A 16,937-nucleotide genomic window follows, 5' to 3' on the forward strand; every position below is an offset into this window, starting at 1 on the left:
GACTTCCGCACTTCTAAGGAGCAACCGAAACCATGGCGGTTTCCGTAACCCTTCCGGCGCTCGGTGAGAGCGTCACCGAGGGCACTGTCACCCGCTGGCTGAAGGCCGAGGGCGAGCGCGTCGAGGCCGACGAGCCGCTGCTCGAGGTGTCGACCGACAAGGTCGACACCGAGATCCCGGCCCCTGCCTCCGGCGTGCTGTCCTCCATCAAGGTCGCCGAGGACGAGACGGTCGAGGTCGGCGCCGAGCTGGCCCTGATCGACGACGGCAGCGGCGCCCCCGCGGCCACCGAGGCGCCCGCCGCCGAGCAGGCGGCCCCGCCGGCCCCCGCGCCGGAGCCGCAGGCCGAGCCGTCCACCGAGCAGGCCGCCCCGGCCCCCGCCCCCACCGCCGAGGCCTCGGCCGGCGGCGGTTCCGCGCAGGGCACCGACGTGGTCCTGCCGGCGCTCGGCGAGTCCGTCACCGAGGGCACCGTCACCCGCTGGCTGAAGTCGGTGGGCGACACCGTCGAGGCCGACGAGCCGCTGCTCGAGGTGTCCACCGACAAGGTCGACACCGAGATCCCCGCCCCCGCGTCCGGCACCCTGCTGGAGATCGTGGTCGGCGAGGACGAGACCGCCGAGGTCGGCGCGAAGCTCGCCGTCATCGGCGAGGCCGGCGCCGCCCCGGCCGCGGCCCCCGCCCAGGAGGCCCCGGCCGCCCCGGCGCAGCCCGAGCCCACCCCGGCCCCCGAGCCCACCCCGGCCCCGGAGCCCACCCCGGCTCCCGCCCCGGCGGCTCCGGCTCCGGCTCCGCAGCAGGCCGCTCCGGCCCCGGCCGCCGCCCAGGCCTCGGCGCCCGCTCCTGCCCCGGCGCCCGCGCCGGCCCCGCAGGCGCCCGCCGCCCCGGCCCCGGCCGCCGCCCAGGCCTCGGACGACGGCGCCTACGTCACCCCGCTGGTGCGCAAGCTCGCCGCCGAGAACGGCGTCGACCTGTCCACCGTCAAGGGCACCGGCGTCGGCGGCCGTATCCGCAAGCAGGACGTGCTCGCCGCCGCCGAGGCCGCGAAGGCCGCGGCCCCGGCCGCCGCTGCCGCGCCCGCCGCGAAGAAGGCCCCCACCCTGGAGGCCTCCCCGCTGCGCGGCCAGACCGTGAAGATGCCGCGGATCCGCAAGGTCATCGGCGACAACATGGTCAAGGCCCTGCACGAGCAGGCCCAGCTGTCCTCGGTCGTCGAGGTCGACGTCACCCGTCTGATGAAGCTGCGCGCCCGGGCCAAGGACGCGTTCGCGGCGCGCGAGGGCGTCAAGCTCTCCCCGATGCCGTTCTTCGTCAAGGCCGCGGCGCAGGCGCTGAAGGCCCACGCGCCGATCAACGCCAAGATCAACGAGGCCGAGGGGACCATCACCTACTTCGACACCGAGAACATCGGTATCGCGGTGGACTCCGAGAAGGGCCTGATGACCCCGGTCATCAAGCACGCCGGCGACCTCAACATCGCCGGTATCGCCAAGGCCACGGCGGAGCTGGCGGGCAAGGTCCGTGGGAACAAGATCACCCCGGACGAGCTGTCCGGCGCGACCTTCACCATCTCCAACACCGGGTCGCGCGGCGCGCTCTTCGACACGATCATCGTGCCGCCGGGCCAGGTCGCGATCCTCGGCATCGGCGCCACGGTCAAGCGTCCGGCCATCGTGGAGACGGAGGACGGTCCCGTCATCGGCATCCGCGACATGACGTACCTGACCCTCTCCTACGACCACCGCCTGGTGGACGGCGCCGACGCGGCCCGTTACCTGACGGCGGTCAAGGCGATCCTGGAGGCGGGCGAGTTCGAGGTCGAGCTCGGTCTGTGAACCGGGCGGTGACCCCGGGCCGCTGATCCGGTCCCACGGTGCCCCCGTCCGGAAGCCCTCGCGGCTTCCGGACGGGGGCACCGTCACATGGGGCGTGTAAGTCTCGTCTCACCTGGGCGAAAGCGCCCCCGCGCGCCCCACCCGGGCGGACTCCCGGCCGTATTGTCTATTCGTCAAAGCCCCCCGGGGGCCCGCGGGCCCCGCTAAGGAGCCCGTCATGACCGCGCCCGTCGTCCACTCGCTGCGCGAACAGATCCGCGAGCACATCCTGGAAGGGATCATCAGCGGGCGCTGGAAGCCGGGCGAGCGGATCGTGGAGCGGCGCATCGCGACCGAGCTGGAGGTCAGCCAGACGCCCGTGCGGGAGGCGCTGCGCGAGCTGGAGTCGCTGCGGCTGATCGAGTCGGCGCCGAACAAGGGCGTGCGGGTGCGGAACCTGACGGCGGCCGACCTGGAGGAGAGCTACCCGGTCCGGGCCGGTCTCGAGGCGATCGCGGCGGAGCTGGCGGCGGCGCGGCTGGCGGAGGACTGTTCGGCGCTGGAGCCGCACGTCTCCGCCCTGTACGAGGCGGACCGGCTGTCCGACGGGACCGCCCAGGTGCGGCACACGGTGGGGTTCCACCGGGAGCTGGTGCGGGCGGCGGGGAACTCGGTGCTGCTGCACACGTGGGAGGGGCTGGGGATCGAGGTGTTCACGGCGCTGTCGATACGGTGGCTGGGGACCGTGCAGCAGTCCTACGCGGAGGAGCACGAGGAGCTGGTCGCGGCCTTCCGCCGCCGCGACCCGCGTATCGCGGAACTGGTCAAGTCGCATGTGCTGGGGTGTGCGCCGCGGGCCTGAGGGAGTTCGCCCCCGCCGCCCCTTCCCGTCCCGTCCCTGGGGGCTCCGCCCCCAGATTCCCCTCGCGCGCCCAAGCGGCGGAGCCGCATACCGGGTACAGCCCCGCGCCCCAGAAGGGGCGCGGGGAACTGCGCGATCACGCCCCACCGGCCCGCGGTCGCCACTCCGCCGCACCCCCCGTGCTCTTCCGCGCCACACCCCCCTCACCTGCGCAAACGCGCCGAATCGCCGTCACCGCGTGCCACCGCTGGAGGCACCCCGTGCCGACTTTCTCCGGATCAAGCGATTTTGCCCCTCAACCCTTTGATCGATCATCGATCACGGAGTTATTGTCGCCTGCGGACTTCCACCGAAGTCCGTAGCCCTGTCCTGCCAAAGACAAAGGGCACCCCCGAACCCTTCTGAGGGCACCCCCTTCGACTGAGGAAGGCGGCGACATGACCGACCCCAACGCCATCCAGCCGAGCGAGCTCGACCAGCTCCCGGACCGCGACCCCGAGGAGACCGCCGAATGGCAGGCCTCCCTGGACGCCGTGACCGCGGCGGCCGGGCCGCACCGTGCCGCGTACCTGATGCGGCGCACGCTGGAGCGTGCCGAGGGCGCCGGCGTCGCGCTGCCCAAGCTGCTCGAGACCGACTACGTCAACACCATCCCCACCGCGGCCGAGCCCGCCGTGGACGGCGACGAGGCGATGGAGCAGCGCATCACCGCCTGGAACCGCTGGAACGCGGCGGCGATGGTGACCCGCGGCAGCAAGTACGGCGTGGGCGGCCACATCGCCACCTTCGCCTCGGCCGCGTGGCTCTACGAGACCGGCTTCAACCACTTCTTCCGCGGCAAGGAGGGGGACGGCTCAGGCGACCAGCTCTACATCCAGGGCCACGCCTCCCCCGGCATCTACGCCCGCGCGTTCCTCGACGGCCGGATCGGCGAGGAGCAGCTCGACAACTTCCGCCGTGAGGCGGGCGGCAACGGCCTGCCGTCCTACCCGCACCCGCGGCGGCTGCCCTGGCTGTGGGAGTTCCCCACCGTGTCGATGGGCCTCGGCCCGATCTCCGCGATCTACCAGGCGCGCTTCAACCGCTACCTGACCAGCCGCGGCATCAAGGACGTCTCCGACTCCCACGTGTGGGCGTTCCTCGGCGACGGCGAGATGGACGAGCCCGAGTCGACGACCGCGCTCACCCTGGCCTCCCGCGAGCAGCTGGACAACCTGACCTTCGTCGTCAACTGCAACCTGCAGCGCCTCGACGGCCCGGTCCGCGCCAACTTCAAGATCGTGCAGGAGCTGGAGGCCCAGTTCCGCGGCGCCGGCTGGAACGTGATCAAGACCCTGTGGGGCACCGCCTGGGACGAGCTGTTCCAGCTCGACACCACGGGCGCCCTGGTCCGCCGTCTGCGCGAGGTGCCGGACGCGCAGGTGCAGACGTACCAGACGCGCGACGCCGCCTACATCCGCGAGGACTTCTTCGGCAAGGACCCGGCGCTCGTCGAGATGGCGAAGCTGCTGAGCGACGACAAGATCCTCGAGTGCTTCCACTTCTCCCGCGGCGGCCACGAGTCCCGCAAGGTGTACGCCGCGTACAAGGCCGCGCTCTCCCACAAGGGCGCGCCGACCGTGATCCTGGCGCAGACCGTCAAGGGCCACACCCTCGGTGAGGGTTTCGCGTCGAAGAACGCCAACCACCAGATGAAGAAGCTGACGGTGGACGAGTTCAAGGCGATGCGCGACCGTCTGGAGCTGCCGATCGCGGACTCGCAGTTCGCCGACGGCGTGGTGCCCTACGCGCACCCGGGCGCCGACTCCCCCGAGGTCCGCTACCTCCAGGAGCGCCGCGCCGCCCTCGGCGGCCCCGCCCCGGCCCGCCGCGTACACCCGGTCACGCCGCTGCCGCAGCCGGCCGACAAGGCGTTCTCCGCGTTCGACAAGGGCTCCGGCTCGCAGAACGTGGCCACCACGATGGCGTTCGTCCGCCTGGTCAAGGACCTCGTCCGCGACAAGGAGACCGGCAGGCGCTGGGTGCCGATCGTCCCCGACGAGGCGCGCACCTTCGGCATGGAGAGCCTCTTCCCGTCCCTCGGCATCTACTCGCCGATGGGTCAGACGTACGAGCCGGTCGACCGTGACCAGCTGATGTACTACAAGGAAGCCAAGAACGGCCAGATCTTCAACGAGGGGATCACCGAGGCCGGCGCCATGGCCGAGTTCATCGCCGCGTCGACGTCGTACTCGACGCACGGCGAGACGATGATCCCGTTCTACATCTACTACTCGATGTTCGGCTGGCAGCGCACCGGCGACCAGATGTGGCAGCTCGGCGACCAGCTGGGCCGCGGCTTCCTGGTCGGCGCGACCGCGGGCCGCACCACGCTGACCGGTGAGGGCCTGCAGCACGCCGACGGCCACTCCCCCGTCATCGCGGCGACCAACCCGGCCGCCCTGACGTACGACCCGGCGTTCGCGTACGAGGTCGCGGTCATCGTCAAGGAGGGTCTGCGCCGGATGTTCGGCGAGGCCGGGCCGGACGAGGACCAGAACGTCTTCTACTACCTGACGGTCTACAACGAGCCGCTGCCGCAGCCCGCGAAGCCGCAGGCGGCGGGCGTCGACGAGGGCATCGTCAAGGGCCTGTACCGCTTCAACACGGCGGAGTCCGCGGGCCTCTCCCCCGCCGCGAACGCCCCGCGCATCCAGCTGCTGGGTTCCGGCACGGCGATCCACTGGGCGCTGAAGGCGCAGCGGATGCTCGCCGAGGAGTGGGGTGTGTCCGCCGACGTGTGGTCCGCCACCTCGTGGACCGAGCTGCGGCGCGACGCGATGGAGGCCGACGAGGCCCTGCTGCGTGGCGAGGACCGCACGCCGTACGTCCGGCAGGCGCTCCAGGGCGCCGAGGGCCCGGTGCTGGCGGTGTCCGACTACATGCGCCAGGTCCCGGACCAGATCGCGCAGTGGGTCGAGCAGGACTACACCTCGCTGGGCGCCGACGGCTTCGGTCTGTCGGACACCCGTGAGGCGGCCCGCCGCCACTTCGGCGTGGACGCCGAGTCCATCGTCGTCGCCGCCCTGGCCCAGCTCGCCCGCCGCGGCGAGGTGCAGGCCACCGCGGTGAAGGAGGCCCGGGAGAAGTACGGGCTGTAAGGCCCGAGTTGCGGGAGGTCCCCGTCGTCACGCGTATGCGCGTGACGACGGGGACCTCTTGCATGATGGGCGCATGCGTGCTGCCCGGTTGATCAAGATGGTGCTGCTGCTGCAGTCCCGGCCCTCCATGACCGCCGCCGAACTGGCCCAGGAGCTGGAGGTGTCGGAGCGTACGGTCACCCGTGACGCGCAGGCGCTGTCGGATGCGGGTGTGCCGGTGTACGCGGACCGGGGCCGGATCGGCGGCTACCGGCTGGTCGGCGGGTACCGGACCCGGCTGACGGGGCTGGCCCGCAGCGAGGCGGAGGCGCTGTTCCTCTCCGGGGTGCCGGGCGCGCTGCGTGAGATGGGCCTGGAGGACGCTGCCTCGGCGGCCCGGCTGAAGGTGTCGGCCGCGCTGCTGCCGTCGCTGCGGGACGCCTCCCGGACGGCCGCGCAGCGGTTCCACCTGGACGCGCCGAACTGGTTCCGGGAACCCGAGACGCCGGAGCTGCTGCCGGCCGTGGCGGACGCGGTGTGGGACGACCGGCGGATCGGCGCCCGCTACCGGCGCGGTTCCGGGGAGCGGCGGCACGAGGTGGAGCGGGAGCTGGAGCCGTACGGGCTCGTGCTGAAGGCGGGCGTCTGGTACCTGTGCGCACGGGTCGCGGGGCGGGACTCCTTCCGGGTGTACCGGATCGACAGGTTCACGGCGGTGGAGCCGCGTGAGGAGCGGTTCGAACGGGCGGAGGACTTCGACCTGCCGGCGTTCTGGGAGGAGCGGGCGGAGCAGTTCGCGCGGTCGATCCTGCGGGCGGAGGTGGTGGTGCGGCTCTCGGCGGAGGGGGTGCGGAGGCTGCCGTACGCGGTGGACCCGGGGGTGGCGCGGGAGGTGCTGAAGGGGGTGGCCGCGCCCGGGGACGGGGAGTGGGTGACCGTGACCTTGCCGGTGGAGTCGGAGGAGGTGGCTCGGATGCAGTTGGCTTCGCTGGGGGCGGAGGTGGAGGCTCTGGAGCCGGTGTCGTTGCGGGAGTTCTTCGCCTCCGAGGCGGAGAGGCTGGTGCGGTTGTACCGGGGGTGAGGGCCCTTTTCCCCCTCCGCCCCTTCCCCTCCCGTCCCTGGGGCCCGCGCCCCCGGACCCCCGTTTGCGCAGTTCCCCGCGCCCCTGGGGGGTGCTTGGGTCGATGCTTGTTCCGTGATGGACGAGACGGAGTTCTGGGCGTTGGTGGACGGGGCTCGGGAGGATGCCGAAGGGGATCCCGAGGAGCAGGCCGATCTGCTCGTGGAGCGGCTCGTGCTGCTGGACCCCGAGGCCGTGCTGGACTTCGCCCGTCACTTCGAGGCGCGCTACCAGCGCGCGTACCGCTGGGAGCTGTGGGGCGCCGCGTGGGTGCTGCTGGACGGAGCCAGCGACGACGCCTTCGACTTCTTCCGGTGCTGGCTCATCGGCCAGGGCCGTGAGGTGTTCGAGGGCGCGCTGCACGACCCGGACGCGCTCGCCGAGCTGCTCGACGACTTCGACGAGGAGATCGACGGGGACGCCGAGGACCTGGGTTACGCGGCCGACGAGGCGTACGAGCAGCTCACCGGGCTGGTGATGCCCGACCTCGGCCTCCCTCCGGCCCCCGAGGAGCCGGAGGGCACGCCGCTCGACTTCGAGAACGAGGCGCTGCTCGCCACGCGCTACCCGCGGCTGTGGGAGAGGTTCCGCGGGGACTGAGCCGCGGGGCGCGGGCGCCGAGCGCCGGTCACAGGCGCCTGTGGGGGCTCTGCGCGTGGCGCAGGGGGGCCGCGTTGGCCTGCATGAGGGCGGAGGCCGTGGAGGCCGCGGGGCCGAGGACGACGGCCGCGGCGGCGCACAGGGCGGTCCAGGGGCGGCGCAGGGCGTCCGCCCAGGTGGTACTTCGGTCAGGGGTGTCGCTCATGGGCTCAGCTCTTCGTTCGGTGCGCGGTCTTCCAGTTCGACGCGCTCTGTGTCGGTGCCGGTGTCCCGGTCGGTGCCGGTGCCGGCGTCGCGGCCCTGGATGCGGGCCGCGAGGTCCCTGATCTCCGGGAGCCGCGCGTGCAGGGCGGCGCCCGGGCAGTCGGTCATGTAGCCGTCGCTGTGCCCCGCGACGGCGGGCAGGGTGGCGGTGGTGCCGGCGGCGTAGCGGCTGCCGCCGTTGCTGGAGACCAGCCGCACCTCGGAGCGCGGGTCGGTGCCGGAGGGGCCGAGCTTCCAGGCGGTCACGGCGGCGATCGAGCGCAGCATCTCGTCCGGCACCTCCGCGCCCTCGGTGAAGGTGCCGAGGGCGGCGATGCCCGCGGTGCGGTGGTTGAAGCCCTGGGTGTGGGCGCCGGTGACGGGCCGGTCGGTGCCGCCGGCGCGGCCCTCGTAGACGGTGCCGCAGCGGTCGACGACGAAGTTGTAGCCGAGGTCGTCCCAGTCGCGGCCCTGGGTCTGCCCCTCGTACAGCGCCCGGATGATGCCGGGGGCGTCGGCGCAGTCGTACCCGTTGGGCGAGTCGGTGTGGTGGACGAACACGGCGACGACCTGGTCGTCGTAGCGCGGCGGGGGCTGGTCGCGGGCCGCGTCGCCGAGCCATGCCGCGCGCGCCACGATGTCCGGCCGGGGGGCGTGGAAGGCGGGTACGGGGCGGGCGGCGGGCTCGGAGGACTCGGCGGCCCGTTCGACGCCGTAGGCGCTCAGCACCAGCGCGACGGCCGCGGCCGCGCCCGGCACGAAGCCGAGGGGCACGGTGACCGTTCTCGGCAGCCGCGAGGAGCCGGGCTCGCCGGGTATCCGGGCCGGGCGGGGCTTCCGCGCGCCGCGCGGTCTCCTGGGGACACGCATGGTCCCACTGTGGGGCGGGCCACAGCGGCACGCGACGTCTGCTCCGCCAGTCGGTGGACGGCCGGTGGAACCATCGTCCCGGTGCGTGACGTTTTCCCCAGTACACGCGCGCCTCGTGGGCGGCTCTCCCGGGTCCGGCGGGCGCGCGGCTGATCACGTGGCCCCCGGGCCCCGTACTGAGGGTCGTGGTCCCGAGAGAAAGGCGGCGTGCGTGGATCTGCTCGACATCCTGCTGATGCTGGTCGTCCTGGCCTATGCGGCGTCCGGTTACCGGCGTGGACTGGTGGCCGGCTGTGTGTCCCTGGCCGGTTTCGTGGGCGGCGCGGTCGTCGGCGTGTGGATCCTGCCGTGGGTGATGGACCTGGTGACACCGGGGACCACCCGGGCGACGGTCACCGCGGTGTTCACGGTGCTGCTGCCGGCCGTCGTGGGGCACGAACTGGCGGGGCGGCTGGGGCTGCGGCTGCGCCGGGAGCTGGACCGCGGCCCGCTGCGGGTGGCGGACGGGATCGGCGGGGCCGCGGCGAACGCGGTGGCGGTGCTGATCGTGGCGTGGGTGGCGGCGAGCGTGCTGGGCGCGTCCTCGTCGCCGCTGGTGACGTCGGCGATCCGGGACTCACGGCTGCTGGGCGCGGTGCAGGACGCGATGCCGGACACCACGCCTGCCTGGTTCTCACGGGCGACGTCGGCGCTGACCGAGGCGGGTTTCCCGCAGGTGTTTAACCCGTTCGAGAACGAGTCGACCGCCGAGGTCGCCGCGCCGACCGGGGACAACGTGACGGCGGCCGCCACCCGCGCGGCGCAGCGCAGCACGGTGAAGGTGGAGGGCGTGGCCGGCACTCAGGGCCGCGAGGGCAGCGGATTCGTGTACGCGCGGGAGCGCGTGATGACCAACGCGCACGTGGTGGCGGGCATCGACCAGCCGACCGTGCGGGTGGGCGGCGTCGGGCGGACGTACGAGGCGCGGGTGGTGCTGTTCGACGCGCGGACCGACGTGGCCGTGCTGTACGTGCCGGAGCTGACGGCGCCGGTGCTGGCGTTCGAGGACGACGCGGAGCGGGGCGCGGCGGCGGTGGTGGCGGGCTATCCGCAGGACGGCGACCTGAACCTCCAGGCGGCGACGGTCGCGGCGCGGGTGGACGCGCGCGGGCAGAACATCTACAACGACGCGCCGGTCACCCGGGAGATCTACTCGATCCGCTCCACGGTCCGCCCGGGAAACTCGGGCGGACCGCTGCTGACCACCGACGGGCGGGTGTTCGGCGTGGTGTTCGCGCGCTCCACGTCGGACGCGGAGACGGGGTACGTGCTGACCGCGGACGAGGTGGCCGACGAGGCCGCGCGGGCAGCCACGGCGACCGGTCCGGTGGACACGGGACAGCCGGTGACGTCGTAGCGGGAGCGGCTCAGAGGAGGCTCCGCCCCATCAGGACGTCGTCCACGTAGCGCCCGCCCACGTGGAACTCCCCGGGCAGCACGCCCTCCACGACGAAGCCCTCGGACGCGTACAGCGTGCGGGCGACGGTGTTGGGGCCGAGGACGCGCAGGGTGATCCGGCGGGCTCCCCGGCGGCGGGCCTCCTCGACGGCGGCCCGCACCAGGACACGGCCGGTGCCCTTGCCGCGCGCCTCCTCGGCGACGGCGAGGCCGCGGATCTGCAGGACGTGCGCGTTGGTCGGCATTCCGGTGGGGTGGCCGAGGCGGACGTAGCCCGCGACCCGTCCGTCGTGCTCGGCGACGAGATGGGCGTCCGGGCCGCAGGTCGGATGGAAGAAGGGTTCGTCGGGTGCGGGCGGCTCGGGCCGGACCTCGTGCAGCGGCGACCAGGACTCGCGGTCCAGGCGGGCCAGGGCGGCCTCGTCGTCGGGTCGGGCGGGACGTATGAGCGGTTGCGGCATGCGCGTCACTCTAGGACTCCGTGTGCCGTCCTCACCGTGAATATCGCCGCGTCCGGGGCAGGATGGACGCCATGGAACATGCGCGGATCGCGGTGGCCGGGGCGTCCGGACTGATCGGCTCTGCCCTGGCGCGGTCGCTGACGGCGGACGGGCACACGGTGCTGCGGCTGGTGCGCCGGGCACCCCGGTCGGCGGACGAGGTCCGCTGGGACCCCGGCCGCGGGACCGTGGACGCGGCGGGGCTCGCCGGGTGCGACGCGGTGGTGAACCTGGCGGGTGCCGGGGTCGGCGACCGGCGCTGGACGGACGCGTACAAGGAGCTGATCCGTTCCAGCCGGGTGCGGGGCACGACCGCGCTCGCCGAGGCGGTCGCCGGGCTGCCCGAGGACGCCCGGCCGCGGGTGTTCCTGAACGGCAGCGCGATCGGCTACTACGGCGAGACCGGCGACCGTGCGGTGGACGAGGACGCGCCTCCGGGCGAGGGGTTCCTGCCGCAGGTCTGCGTGGAGTGGGAGGCCGCCGCGGCGCCGGCCCGGGAGGCGGGCGTGCGGACGGTGTTCGCGCGCACGGGGCTCGTGGTGGCGCCCGGGGGCGGGGCGTGGGGGCGGCTGTTCCCGCTGTTCCGGGCCGGTCTGGGCGGGCGGCTCGGGAACGGGCGGCAGTACTGGTCGTACATCGCGCTGCACGACGAGGTGGCGGCGCTGCGGCATCTGCTGGACACCGAGGGGCTGTCGGGGCCGTTCAACCTGACGGCGCCCGAGCCGCTGACGAACCGTGAGATCACCGCGGCGATGGCGCACGTGCTCCGGCGTCCCGCCGTGTTCGCGGTGCCGGCGCCGGTGCTGCGGACGGTGCTCGGCGAGATGGCGGGGGACGTGCTGGGCAGCGCGCGGGTGGTTCCGGCGCGGCTGCTGGAGTCGGGGTTCCGGTTCGCCTTCCCGCGGATCGAGGGGGCGATCAGGGCGGCGCTGTAGGGGGCGGGGCGAGGGCGGCGGGCGACCTCTTCTGATCCTCTGCGCCCGCGTCGTGTCCACCGGGGGCGCGTATGCGACCGTCGTGCGCCCGTGCACTGTGCGTGCGCGCCTGACCCGGCGGCAGAGTACGGACCTAACCTCGAGCCGAACTCGGGTATCCCTGGGGCCTGTTGAGGGCATGACGTCTCCAGCGCCCGCGCAACCTCGAGGAGGGGCACGTGCTAGAGCCCACGTACCAGGCGGACGTCGTCGTCGTGGGAGCCGGGGTGGCCGGACTCTCCGCGGCACGTCGACTGACCAGCGCAGGAGTCTCCACCGTCGTCCTGGAGGCCGCCCATGAGGTGGGGGGCCGCATGGCGACCGAGAAGGTCGACGGCTTCCGCCTCGACAGAGTCGGCCGGCTGCTGTCCACGGCCTGCGTCGAACTGCACGTCACCCCGGGGCTGGAGGATCTGGTGCTGCGGCCGTTCGCGCCCGGTGTCCTGCTGCACAGCGACGGGCGACATCATCGCGCCGGCGTGCAGCCGGGCAACCGGCGCGCACGTGGCGCACGGAGCGCGAGGGGCGCACTTCACGCGGTGCGCGCCCTGGCGAGCGCCCCCCTGCCGGGGCCGCGCAGGCCGGTCGCGGTGCCCGGACGGCAGGTGTCCGTGCCCCGCCACCGGGGCGGCGCCCCGCTGGGCACGACGCTGGACCAGGCGCGGCTGGGCGCCGCGCTGAACCGGCTGGCGGGCACGTCGGTGGAGCGGCTGCTGGCCCGCCCGGAGACGACCGCCGCCGAGGCGCTGCACGGCCGGGGTCTGCCCGCCCGCACCGTCGACGGCTTTCTGCGCCCCTTGCTCGCAGCCCTGTTGTGCGACCCCGAGCTCACCACGTCCAGCAGGTCGGCGGACCTCGCGCTGCGGGACTTCGCGAGCGGGCGGCTGTGCCTGCCGGAGGGCGGGGCGGAGGCGCTGCCGCAACTGCTGGCGCGGTCGCTGCCGCCGGGCACGGTGCGCACGGGCGTGCGGGTCACCTCGGTCTCGACGACCTCGGTCACCACCGCGGAGCACGGGGAGTTCCGGTGCGCGGCCGTGCTGGTCGCGACCGGCGCGCGGGACGCGGTGGAGCTGCTGCCGGGGCTGCGGGTGCCGGACTTCCACCCGGTGACGGTCGTGCACCACACCACCGACGAACCGCCGGGCACGGGCGCCTCGCTGCTGCTGGACGCGGACCGGGGCGGACCGGTGGCGCACACGGCGGTCGTCAGCGCGGTCGACCCGTCCCGCGCCCCCGCCGGCCGCACGCTGGTGACCTCCACGGTCCTCGGCCCGGCCACGGCGGACACCGACACGGCCGTGCGGGCACACCTGGCACGGCTGTACGGGGTGGCGACGACGCGCTGGGAGACGCTGGCGGTGCGTCACACCGCCGACGCGGTCCCGGCGATGCGCCCGCCGCACGACCTGCGCCGTCCGGTACGGCTCCTGGCCGGCCTGTACGTCTGCGGCGACCACCGCGACAGCGGCGCGGTCCAGGGCGCCCTCCGCTCCGCGGACCGCGCGGCCACGGCCCTCCTGACCGACCTGGGTGTGAGCCGCCCCCTCCACACGGCCGACCCCCTCCCCACAGCCCGGGCAGCCTGACCCTGCAGACCGGCACCCGCCGACGGTGAGAACACCCTCGGCGGGTGCCTTCCAGCCACCCCGTGCAGGCGGCACCTCCGCAGCGGCGGGTGCGGGCGGTCCGTGGCTGGTCGCGCAGTTCCCCGCGCCCCTGAGGGGCGTTACCGGCACCGCGCTCACGCCGAGGTGCGCGAACTCCCCCGCCCGACCCCGACACCCCGCGCCTCTCAGACGAACGTGGTCGCGACCCTGTCCCGGTACGTCCGCACGGCTCCCGCATCCCGATACGGCTCCAGCCTCCGCTCGAAATCGCGCACGTACTCCACCGCCCGCACCGACCGCATCTCCCCCGCCTGCGCGGCAGCCTCCGCCGCCAGCTGGCACGCCTGATCCAGCTCCCCCAGTCCGAGCCGCGCGGTGGCGAGCACGACCCGGCAGAACAGCCGGCTGCGCGCATACCCCGGCGCCCGCAACTGCAGCGACCGCTCCGCGTGCTGAGCCGCCGCCCGGAACTGCTGCAGATCCCGGTGGCAGTGCCCGAACTCGTCGGCCAGCTGGGCCTCGTCGAAGAACCGCGCCCAGTGCGGCACCTCGTCCCCGGGCCGCGCCGCGTCCAGTGCGCGTTCCGCGCGGACCAGCGCGGCCGTGCAGGCCCTCACCTCCCCGAGCACCCCGTGCCCGCGCGCCTCGGCGGCGTGCAGCAGGGCCTGGACGGCGGGCGGGGCGGAGCTGCCCATGCCCTGCTGGGCGACCCGGGCGAGCTGCACGGCCTCCCGCCCGTGGCCGAGGTAGACGGCCTGGCGGCTCATGGTGACCAGCACGTACGCCCCGTACGCCCGGTCGCCGGCCGCCTGCGCCAGTCGCAGCGCCTGGACGAAGTACCGCTGGGCGAGCCCGTGCGCGGCGATGTCGAACGAGGTCCAGCCGGCCAGCCGGGTCAGGTCGGCCGCGGCGGCGAAGAGCCGGCGGCCCGTCTGCTCGCCGTAGGCGCCCCGCAGCATCGGTTCGAGCTCGTGCTCCAGGTAGCGCACGAGGGCCTGGCGGGCGTGGCCGCCGCCGTACGCGTCGTCGAGGGTGCGGAACAGCTCGCCGACGGAGCGCAGCGCGGCGATGTCGCCGCCGGTGACCCGGTAGCCGGGCGCGCGGTCGGCCGCCCCGCGCCGGCGGGCGGCGATCTCGGCGGGCGTCACGGGCCGCACCGGCGGACGGCCCTGGGCGGGCACCCGGACCGGCTCGGCGCGGGCGACCTTCTCGTCGGGCCGTCCGATCAGCCAGTCGCGGCTGGGCACCACGAGGCCCGCCGAGGTGAACGCGATCTTCCGCAGCTCGGCGTGGCTGCCGGAGTCCTTGCGCCACAGCCCGCTGACGATGTCGACGGCCTCCTCGGGGGAGGCCGCGAACTCCAGTCCCGCGTAGACCGGCGCGCAGGCGTCCAGTCCGAGGTCCTGGGCGGTGAGCCTGCGGCCGAGGCGCCGGGTGAAGACCTCCGCGATGAGCGCCGGGGTCGTCCCGCGCGGCTGCTGTCCGCGCAGCCAGCGGGTGACGGAGGTCTTGTCGTATCTCAGGTCGAGTCCGTGTTCGAGACCGAGCTGGTCCACGCGACGGGCGAGTCCCGCGTTGGAGAACCCCGCTTCTGCGATGAGCGCGGCGAGCTGGCGGTTGGGGGTGCGCTGCGCGGGTCGTTCCGTCATCTGCGGTGCGGTCTCCTGCCTTCCGGCTGTCGGTCTGTCCGGATTGCCTGTGAGCAGTCCTTATGGCCTCGTGGTCGGCGTGAATGTAGCGGAGCGTGAGCACCTGATCGCAGAGATCAACAGGCATTCATCCGATCGTGTGAGGATTGGTCCGAAGCTGACGACTACGGGCGGACAGCACTGGCGACGACCGACAGCCGGAGGTCCGTCGAACGGTCGTACAGTGGCGTGGGCGCGTTTCGCGCCTGACGACCTTCGAGGGAGGCGTTTGCCGTGGGTGAGTTGCGGTTCGTCCGGATGGGCTTCGGTGACGAGGCGGTGGACTACCAGGCGGCCTGGGACGAACAGCGCCGGGTGCACGCCGCGCGGTTCGCCGACGAGGTGCCCGACACCGTGATCCTGCTGGAGCACCCGCCCGTCTACACCGCCGGGCGGCGCACCGCGGACAGCGAGCGGCCCCTCGACGGCACCCCCGTCATCGACGTGGACCGCGGCGGCAAGATCACCTGGCACGGTCCTGGCCAGCTGGTGGGCTATCCCATCCAGAAGCTGCCCCGCCCGGTGGACGTGGTCGCGCACGTCCGGCGCCTGGAGGAGGCACTGATCCGCACCTGCGCGGAGTTCGGCCTGGAGACCACCCGGGTCGAGGGCCGCAGCGGCGTGTGGGTGCTGGGCGACCCGGTCGAGCAGCGGCCCGCCCTCGGGGGGCTCTCCCTGGACTTCGACCCCCGGATGCAGGACGAGGAGTTCGACCCCCGGCTCAACGGCCCGGAGTACGCGCCCTCCAACGCAGGCCAGCGCCGCGAGGACCGCAAGATCGCCGCCATCGGCATCCGGGTCGCCAAGGGCGTCACCATGCACGGCTTCGCGCTGAACGTGAACCCCGACAACAAGTGGTTCGACAAGATCATCCCGTGCGGCATCCGGGACGCGGGCGTCGCCTCCCTGGCGAACGAGCTGGGGCGCGACGTCACGATCGAGGAGGTGCTGCCCGTCGTGGAGCGCCACCTGAAGGACGTGCTGGAGAACGCCGACCTGAGGCCGCGCGTGGTCGAGAAGGCCCCGGCGGCCGCCACCGCGTCCGGCGTCTGAGGGCCGTCCGGGCTTTCACATCCACGGGCGTACGCTTGAGACGCCGAAGAATCAATCGCTAGGAGCCGGTCGTGTCCGCAGTCGCACCCGACGGACGCAAGATGCTGCGCCTGGAGGTCCGCAACAGCCAGACCCCCATCGAGCGCAAGCCCGAGTGGATCAAGACCCGGGCGAAAATGGGCCCCGAGTACTCCAAGATGCAGAACCTGGTCAAGAGCGAGGGTCTGCACACCGTCTGCCAGGAAGCCGGCTGCCCCAACATCTACGAGTGCTGGGAGGACCGCGAGGCGACCTTCCTCATCGGCGGCGACCAGTGCACCCGGCGCTGCGACTTCTGCCAGATCGACACCGGCAAGCCCGAGGCCCTGGACCGGGACGAGCCGCGCCGCGTCGGCGAGTCGGTCGTCACGATGGACCTGAACTACGCCACCATCACCGGCGTCGCCCGCGACGACCTGGAGGACGGCGGCGCCTGGCTGTACGCGGAGACCGTGCGCCAGATCCACGCGCAGACCGCGGACCGCGCCGAGGGCCGCACCAAGGTCGAACTGCTGGCCCCCGACTTCAACGCCGTCCCCGAGCAGCTCGCGGAGGTCTTCTCCTCACGCCCCGAGGTCTTCGCGCACAACGTGGAGACGGTCCCCCGGATCTTCAAGCGGATCCGCCCCGGCTTCCGCTACGAGCGCTCCCTGAAGGTCATCACCGAGGCCCGTGACTTCGGCCTGGTCACCAAGTCCAACCTGATCCTCGGCATGGGTGAGACCCGCGAGGAGGTCAGCGAGGCGCTGAAGCAGCTGCACGACGCCGGCTGCGAGCTGGTCACCATCACCCAGTACCTGCGCCCCTCCGTGCGCCACCACCCCGTGGAGCGCTGGGTGAAGCCGCAGGAGTTCGTGGAGCTGAAGGACGAGGCCGAGCAGATCGGCTTCTCCGGTGTGATGTCCGGGCCGCTGGTCCGCTCCTCGTACCGCGCCGGCCGGCTGTACCAGATGGCGATCGAGAAGCGGGGCGCCTTCGTCGCCTCCCAGGCGGTCTGAGCACGGCTGCGGG

14 protein-coding genes are annotated in these 16,937 nt (G+C 73.5%); 10 read left to right on the forward strand and 4 right to left on the reverse strand.

The window, feature by feature from the left end; all coding sequences use genetic code 11:
• Positions 1–32 precede the first annotated feature (32 nt).
• The 5 genes from sucB (at position 33) to MTR79_RS25895 (ending at position 7,515) form a co-directional block, all read left to right on the forward strand.
• On the forward strand, positions 33–1,835 hold the full coding sequence (sucB, locus tag MTR79_RS25875; protein ID WP_244792058.1) for a 2-oxoglutarate dehydrogenase, E2 component, dihydrolipoamide succinyltransferase: 1,803 nt from the start codon (positions 33–35) through the stop codon (positions 1,833–1,835).
• A gap of 217 nt (positions 1,836–2,052) precedes the next feature.
• Complete coding sequence (locus MTR79_RS25880) at positions 2,053–2,676, forward strand: GntR family transcriptional regulator (RefSeq protein WP_048456744.1); 624 nt, start codon at positions 2,053–2,055, stop codon at positions 2,674–2,676.
• Between the two features lie 437 nt (positions 2,677–3,113).
• A complete protein-coding gene (gene aceE, locus MTR79_RS25885; protein WP_122216977.1) occupies positions 3,114–5,816 on the forward strand; it encodes a pyruvate dehydrogenase (acetyl-transferring), homodimeric type in 2,703 nt (900 codons plus the stop codon).
• 73 nt (positions 5,817–5,889) lie between these two features.
• Positions 5,890–6,876 carry a YafY family protein gene (locus MTR79_RS25890; RefSeq protein ID WP_189365049.1) on the forward strand — a complete coding sequence of 329 codons (987 nt, stop codon included), beginning with the start codon at positions 5,890–5,892 and terminating at the stop codon, positions 6,874–6,876.
• 117 nt (positions 6,877–6,993) lie between these two features.
• Positions 6,994–7,515 carry a DUF4240 domain-containing protein gene (locus tag MTR79_RS25895; RefSeq protein ID WP_244793302.1) on the forward strand — a complete coding sequence of 174 codons (522 nt, stop codon included), beginning with the start codon at positions 6,994–6,996 and terminating at the stop codon, positions 7,513–7,515.
• A 28-nt stretch (positions 7,516–7,543) separates the two neighbouring features.
• Here MTR79_RS25895 and MTR79_RS25900 read toward each other — a convergent pair whose 3' ends face one another.
• Together MTR79_RS25900 and MTR79_RS25905 are read right to left on the reverse strand one after the other, a co-directional pair.
• Positions 7,544–7,720 carry a hypothetical protein gene (locus tag MTR79_RS25900; RefSeq protein WP_175449429.1) on the reverse strand — a complete coding sequence of 59 codons (177 nt, stop codon included), beginning with the start codon at positions 7,718–7,720 and terminating at the stop codon, positions 7,544–7,546.
• Positions 7,717–8,532: a peptidoglycan recognition protein gene (locus tag MTR79_RS25905; RefSeq protein WP_086703867.1), complete on the reverse strand. Its 816-nt coding sequence runs from the start codon at positions 8,530–8,532 to the stop codon at positions 7,717–7,719. The genes MTR79_RS25900 and MTR79_RS25905 overlap by 4 nt, the downstream gene beginning before the upstream one ends.
• A 307-nt stretch (positions 8,533–8,839) precedes the next feature.
• Between MTR79_RS25905 and MTR79_RS25910 the strand changes: the two genes are divergently transcribed.
• Complete coding sequence (locus MTR79_RS25910) at positions 8,840–10,024, forward strand: MarP family serine protease (RefSeq protein ID WP_244792059.1); 1,185 nt, start codon at positions 8,840–8,842, stop codon at positions 10,022–10,024.
• Positions 10,025–10,034: 10 nt separating this feature from the next.
• Here MTR79_RS25910 and MTR79_RS25915 read toward each other — a convergent pair whose 3' ends face one another.
• Positions 10,035–10,526, reverse strand: a complete 492-nt coding sequence (locus MTR79_RS25915; RefSeq protein WP_244792060.1) for a GNAT family N-acetyltransferase — start codon at positions 10,524–10,526, stop codon at positions 10,035–10,037.
• Between the two features lie 71 nt (positions 10,527–10,597).
• On the opposite strand from MTR79_RS25915, the gene MTR79_RS25920 reads away from it, so the two are divergent.
• Entirely contained in the window at positions 10,598–11,500 is a 903-nt protein-coding gene (locus MTR79_RS25920; RefSeq protein ID WP_048456737.1) for a TIGR01777 family oxidoreductase, read from the forward strand.
• A 218-nt stretch (positions 11,501–11,718) separates the two neighbouring features.
• Entirely contained in the window at positions 11,719–13,125 is a 1,407-nt protein-coding gene (locus MTR79_RS25925; protein WP_244792061.1) for an NAD(P)/FAD-dependent oxidoreductase, read from the forward strand.
• Between the two features lie 206 nt (positions 13,126–13,331).
• Here the strand turns inward: MTR79_RS25925 and MTR79_RS25930 are convergent, their stop codons facing one another.
• Positions 13,332–14,795, reverse strand: a complete 1,464-nt coding sequence (locus MTR79_RS25930; protein WP_244792062.1) for a regulator — start codon at positions 14,793–14,795, stop codon at positions 13,332–13,334.
• Between the two features lie 273 nt (positions 14,796–15,068).
• Between MTR79_RS25930 and lipB the strand changes: the two genes are divergently transcribed.
• Positions 15,069–15,887, forward strand: a complete 819-nt coding sequence (gene lipB / locus MTR79_RS25935; RefSeq protein WP_086701137.1) for a lipoyl(octanoyl) transferase LipB — start codon at positions 15,069–15,071, stop codon at positions 15,885–15,887.
• A 71-nt stretch (positions 15,888–15,958) separates the two neighbouring features.
• Positions 15,959–16,924, forward strand: coding sequence for a lipoyl synthase (lipA, locus tag MTR79_RS25940; protein ID WP_048456733.1), 966 nt, complete (start codon positions 15,959–15,961; stop codon positions 16,922–16,924).
• Positions 16,925–16,937: the final 13 nt, after the last annotated feature.

It is taken from the genome of Streptomyces sp. BJ20 (assembly GCF_022869105.1).
Classification (GTDB): domain Bacteria; phylum Actinomycetota; class Actinomycetes; order Streptomycetales; family Streptomycetaceae; genus Streptomyces; species Streptomyces griseoincarnatus.

Excerpts from the sequence above, each read along its gene's own strand:
- MTR79_RS25890 (WP_189365049.1), top strand. The coding sequence starts at position 5,890 with ATGCGTGCTGCCCGGTTGATCAAGATGGTGCTGCTGCTGCAGTCCCGG.
- aceE (WP_122216977.1), top strand. The coding sequence starts at position 3,114 with ATGACCGACCCCAACGCCATCCAGCCGAGCGAGCTCGACCAGCTCCCG.
- MTR79_RS25915 (WP_244792060.1), bottom strand. The coding sequence starts at position 10,526 with ATGCCGCAACCGCTCATACGTCCCGCCCGACCCGACGACGAGGCCGCC.
- sucB (WP_244792058.1), top strand. The coding sequence starts at position 33 with ATGGCGGTTTCCGTAACCCTTCCGGCGCTCGGTGAGAGCGTCACCGAG.
- MTR79_RS25900 (WP_175449429.1), bottom strand. The coding sequence starts at position 7,720 with ATGAGCGACACCCCTGACCGAAGTACCACCTGGGCGGACGCCCTGCGC.
- MTR79_RS25930 (WP_244792062.1), bottom strand. The coding sequence starts at position 14,795 with ATGACGGAACGACCCGCGCAGCGCACCCCCAACCGCCAGCTCGCCGCG.
- MTR79_RS25895 (WP_244793302.1), top strand. The coding sequence starts at position 6,994 with ATGGACGAGACGGAGTTCTGGGCGTTGGTGGACGGGGCTCGGGAGGAT.
- MTR79_RS25920 (WP_048456737.1), top strand. The coding sequence starts at position 10,598 with ATGGAACATGCGCGGATCGCGGTGGCCGGGGCGTCCGGACTGATCGGC.
- MTR79_RS25880 (WP_048456744.1), top strand. The coding sequence starts at position 2,053 with ATGACCGCGCCCGTCGTCCACTCGCTGCGCGAACAGATCCGCGAGCAC.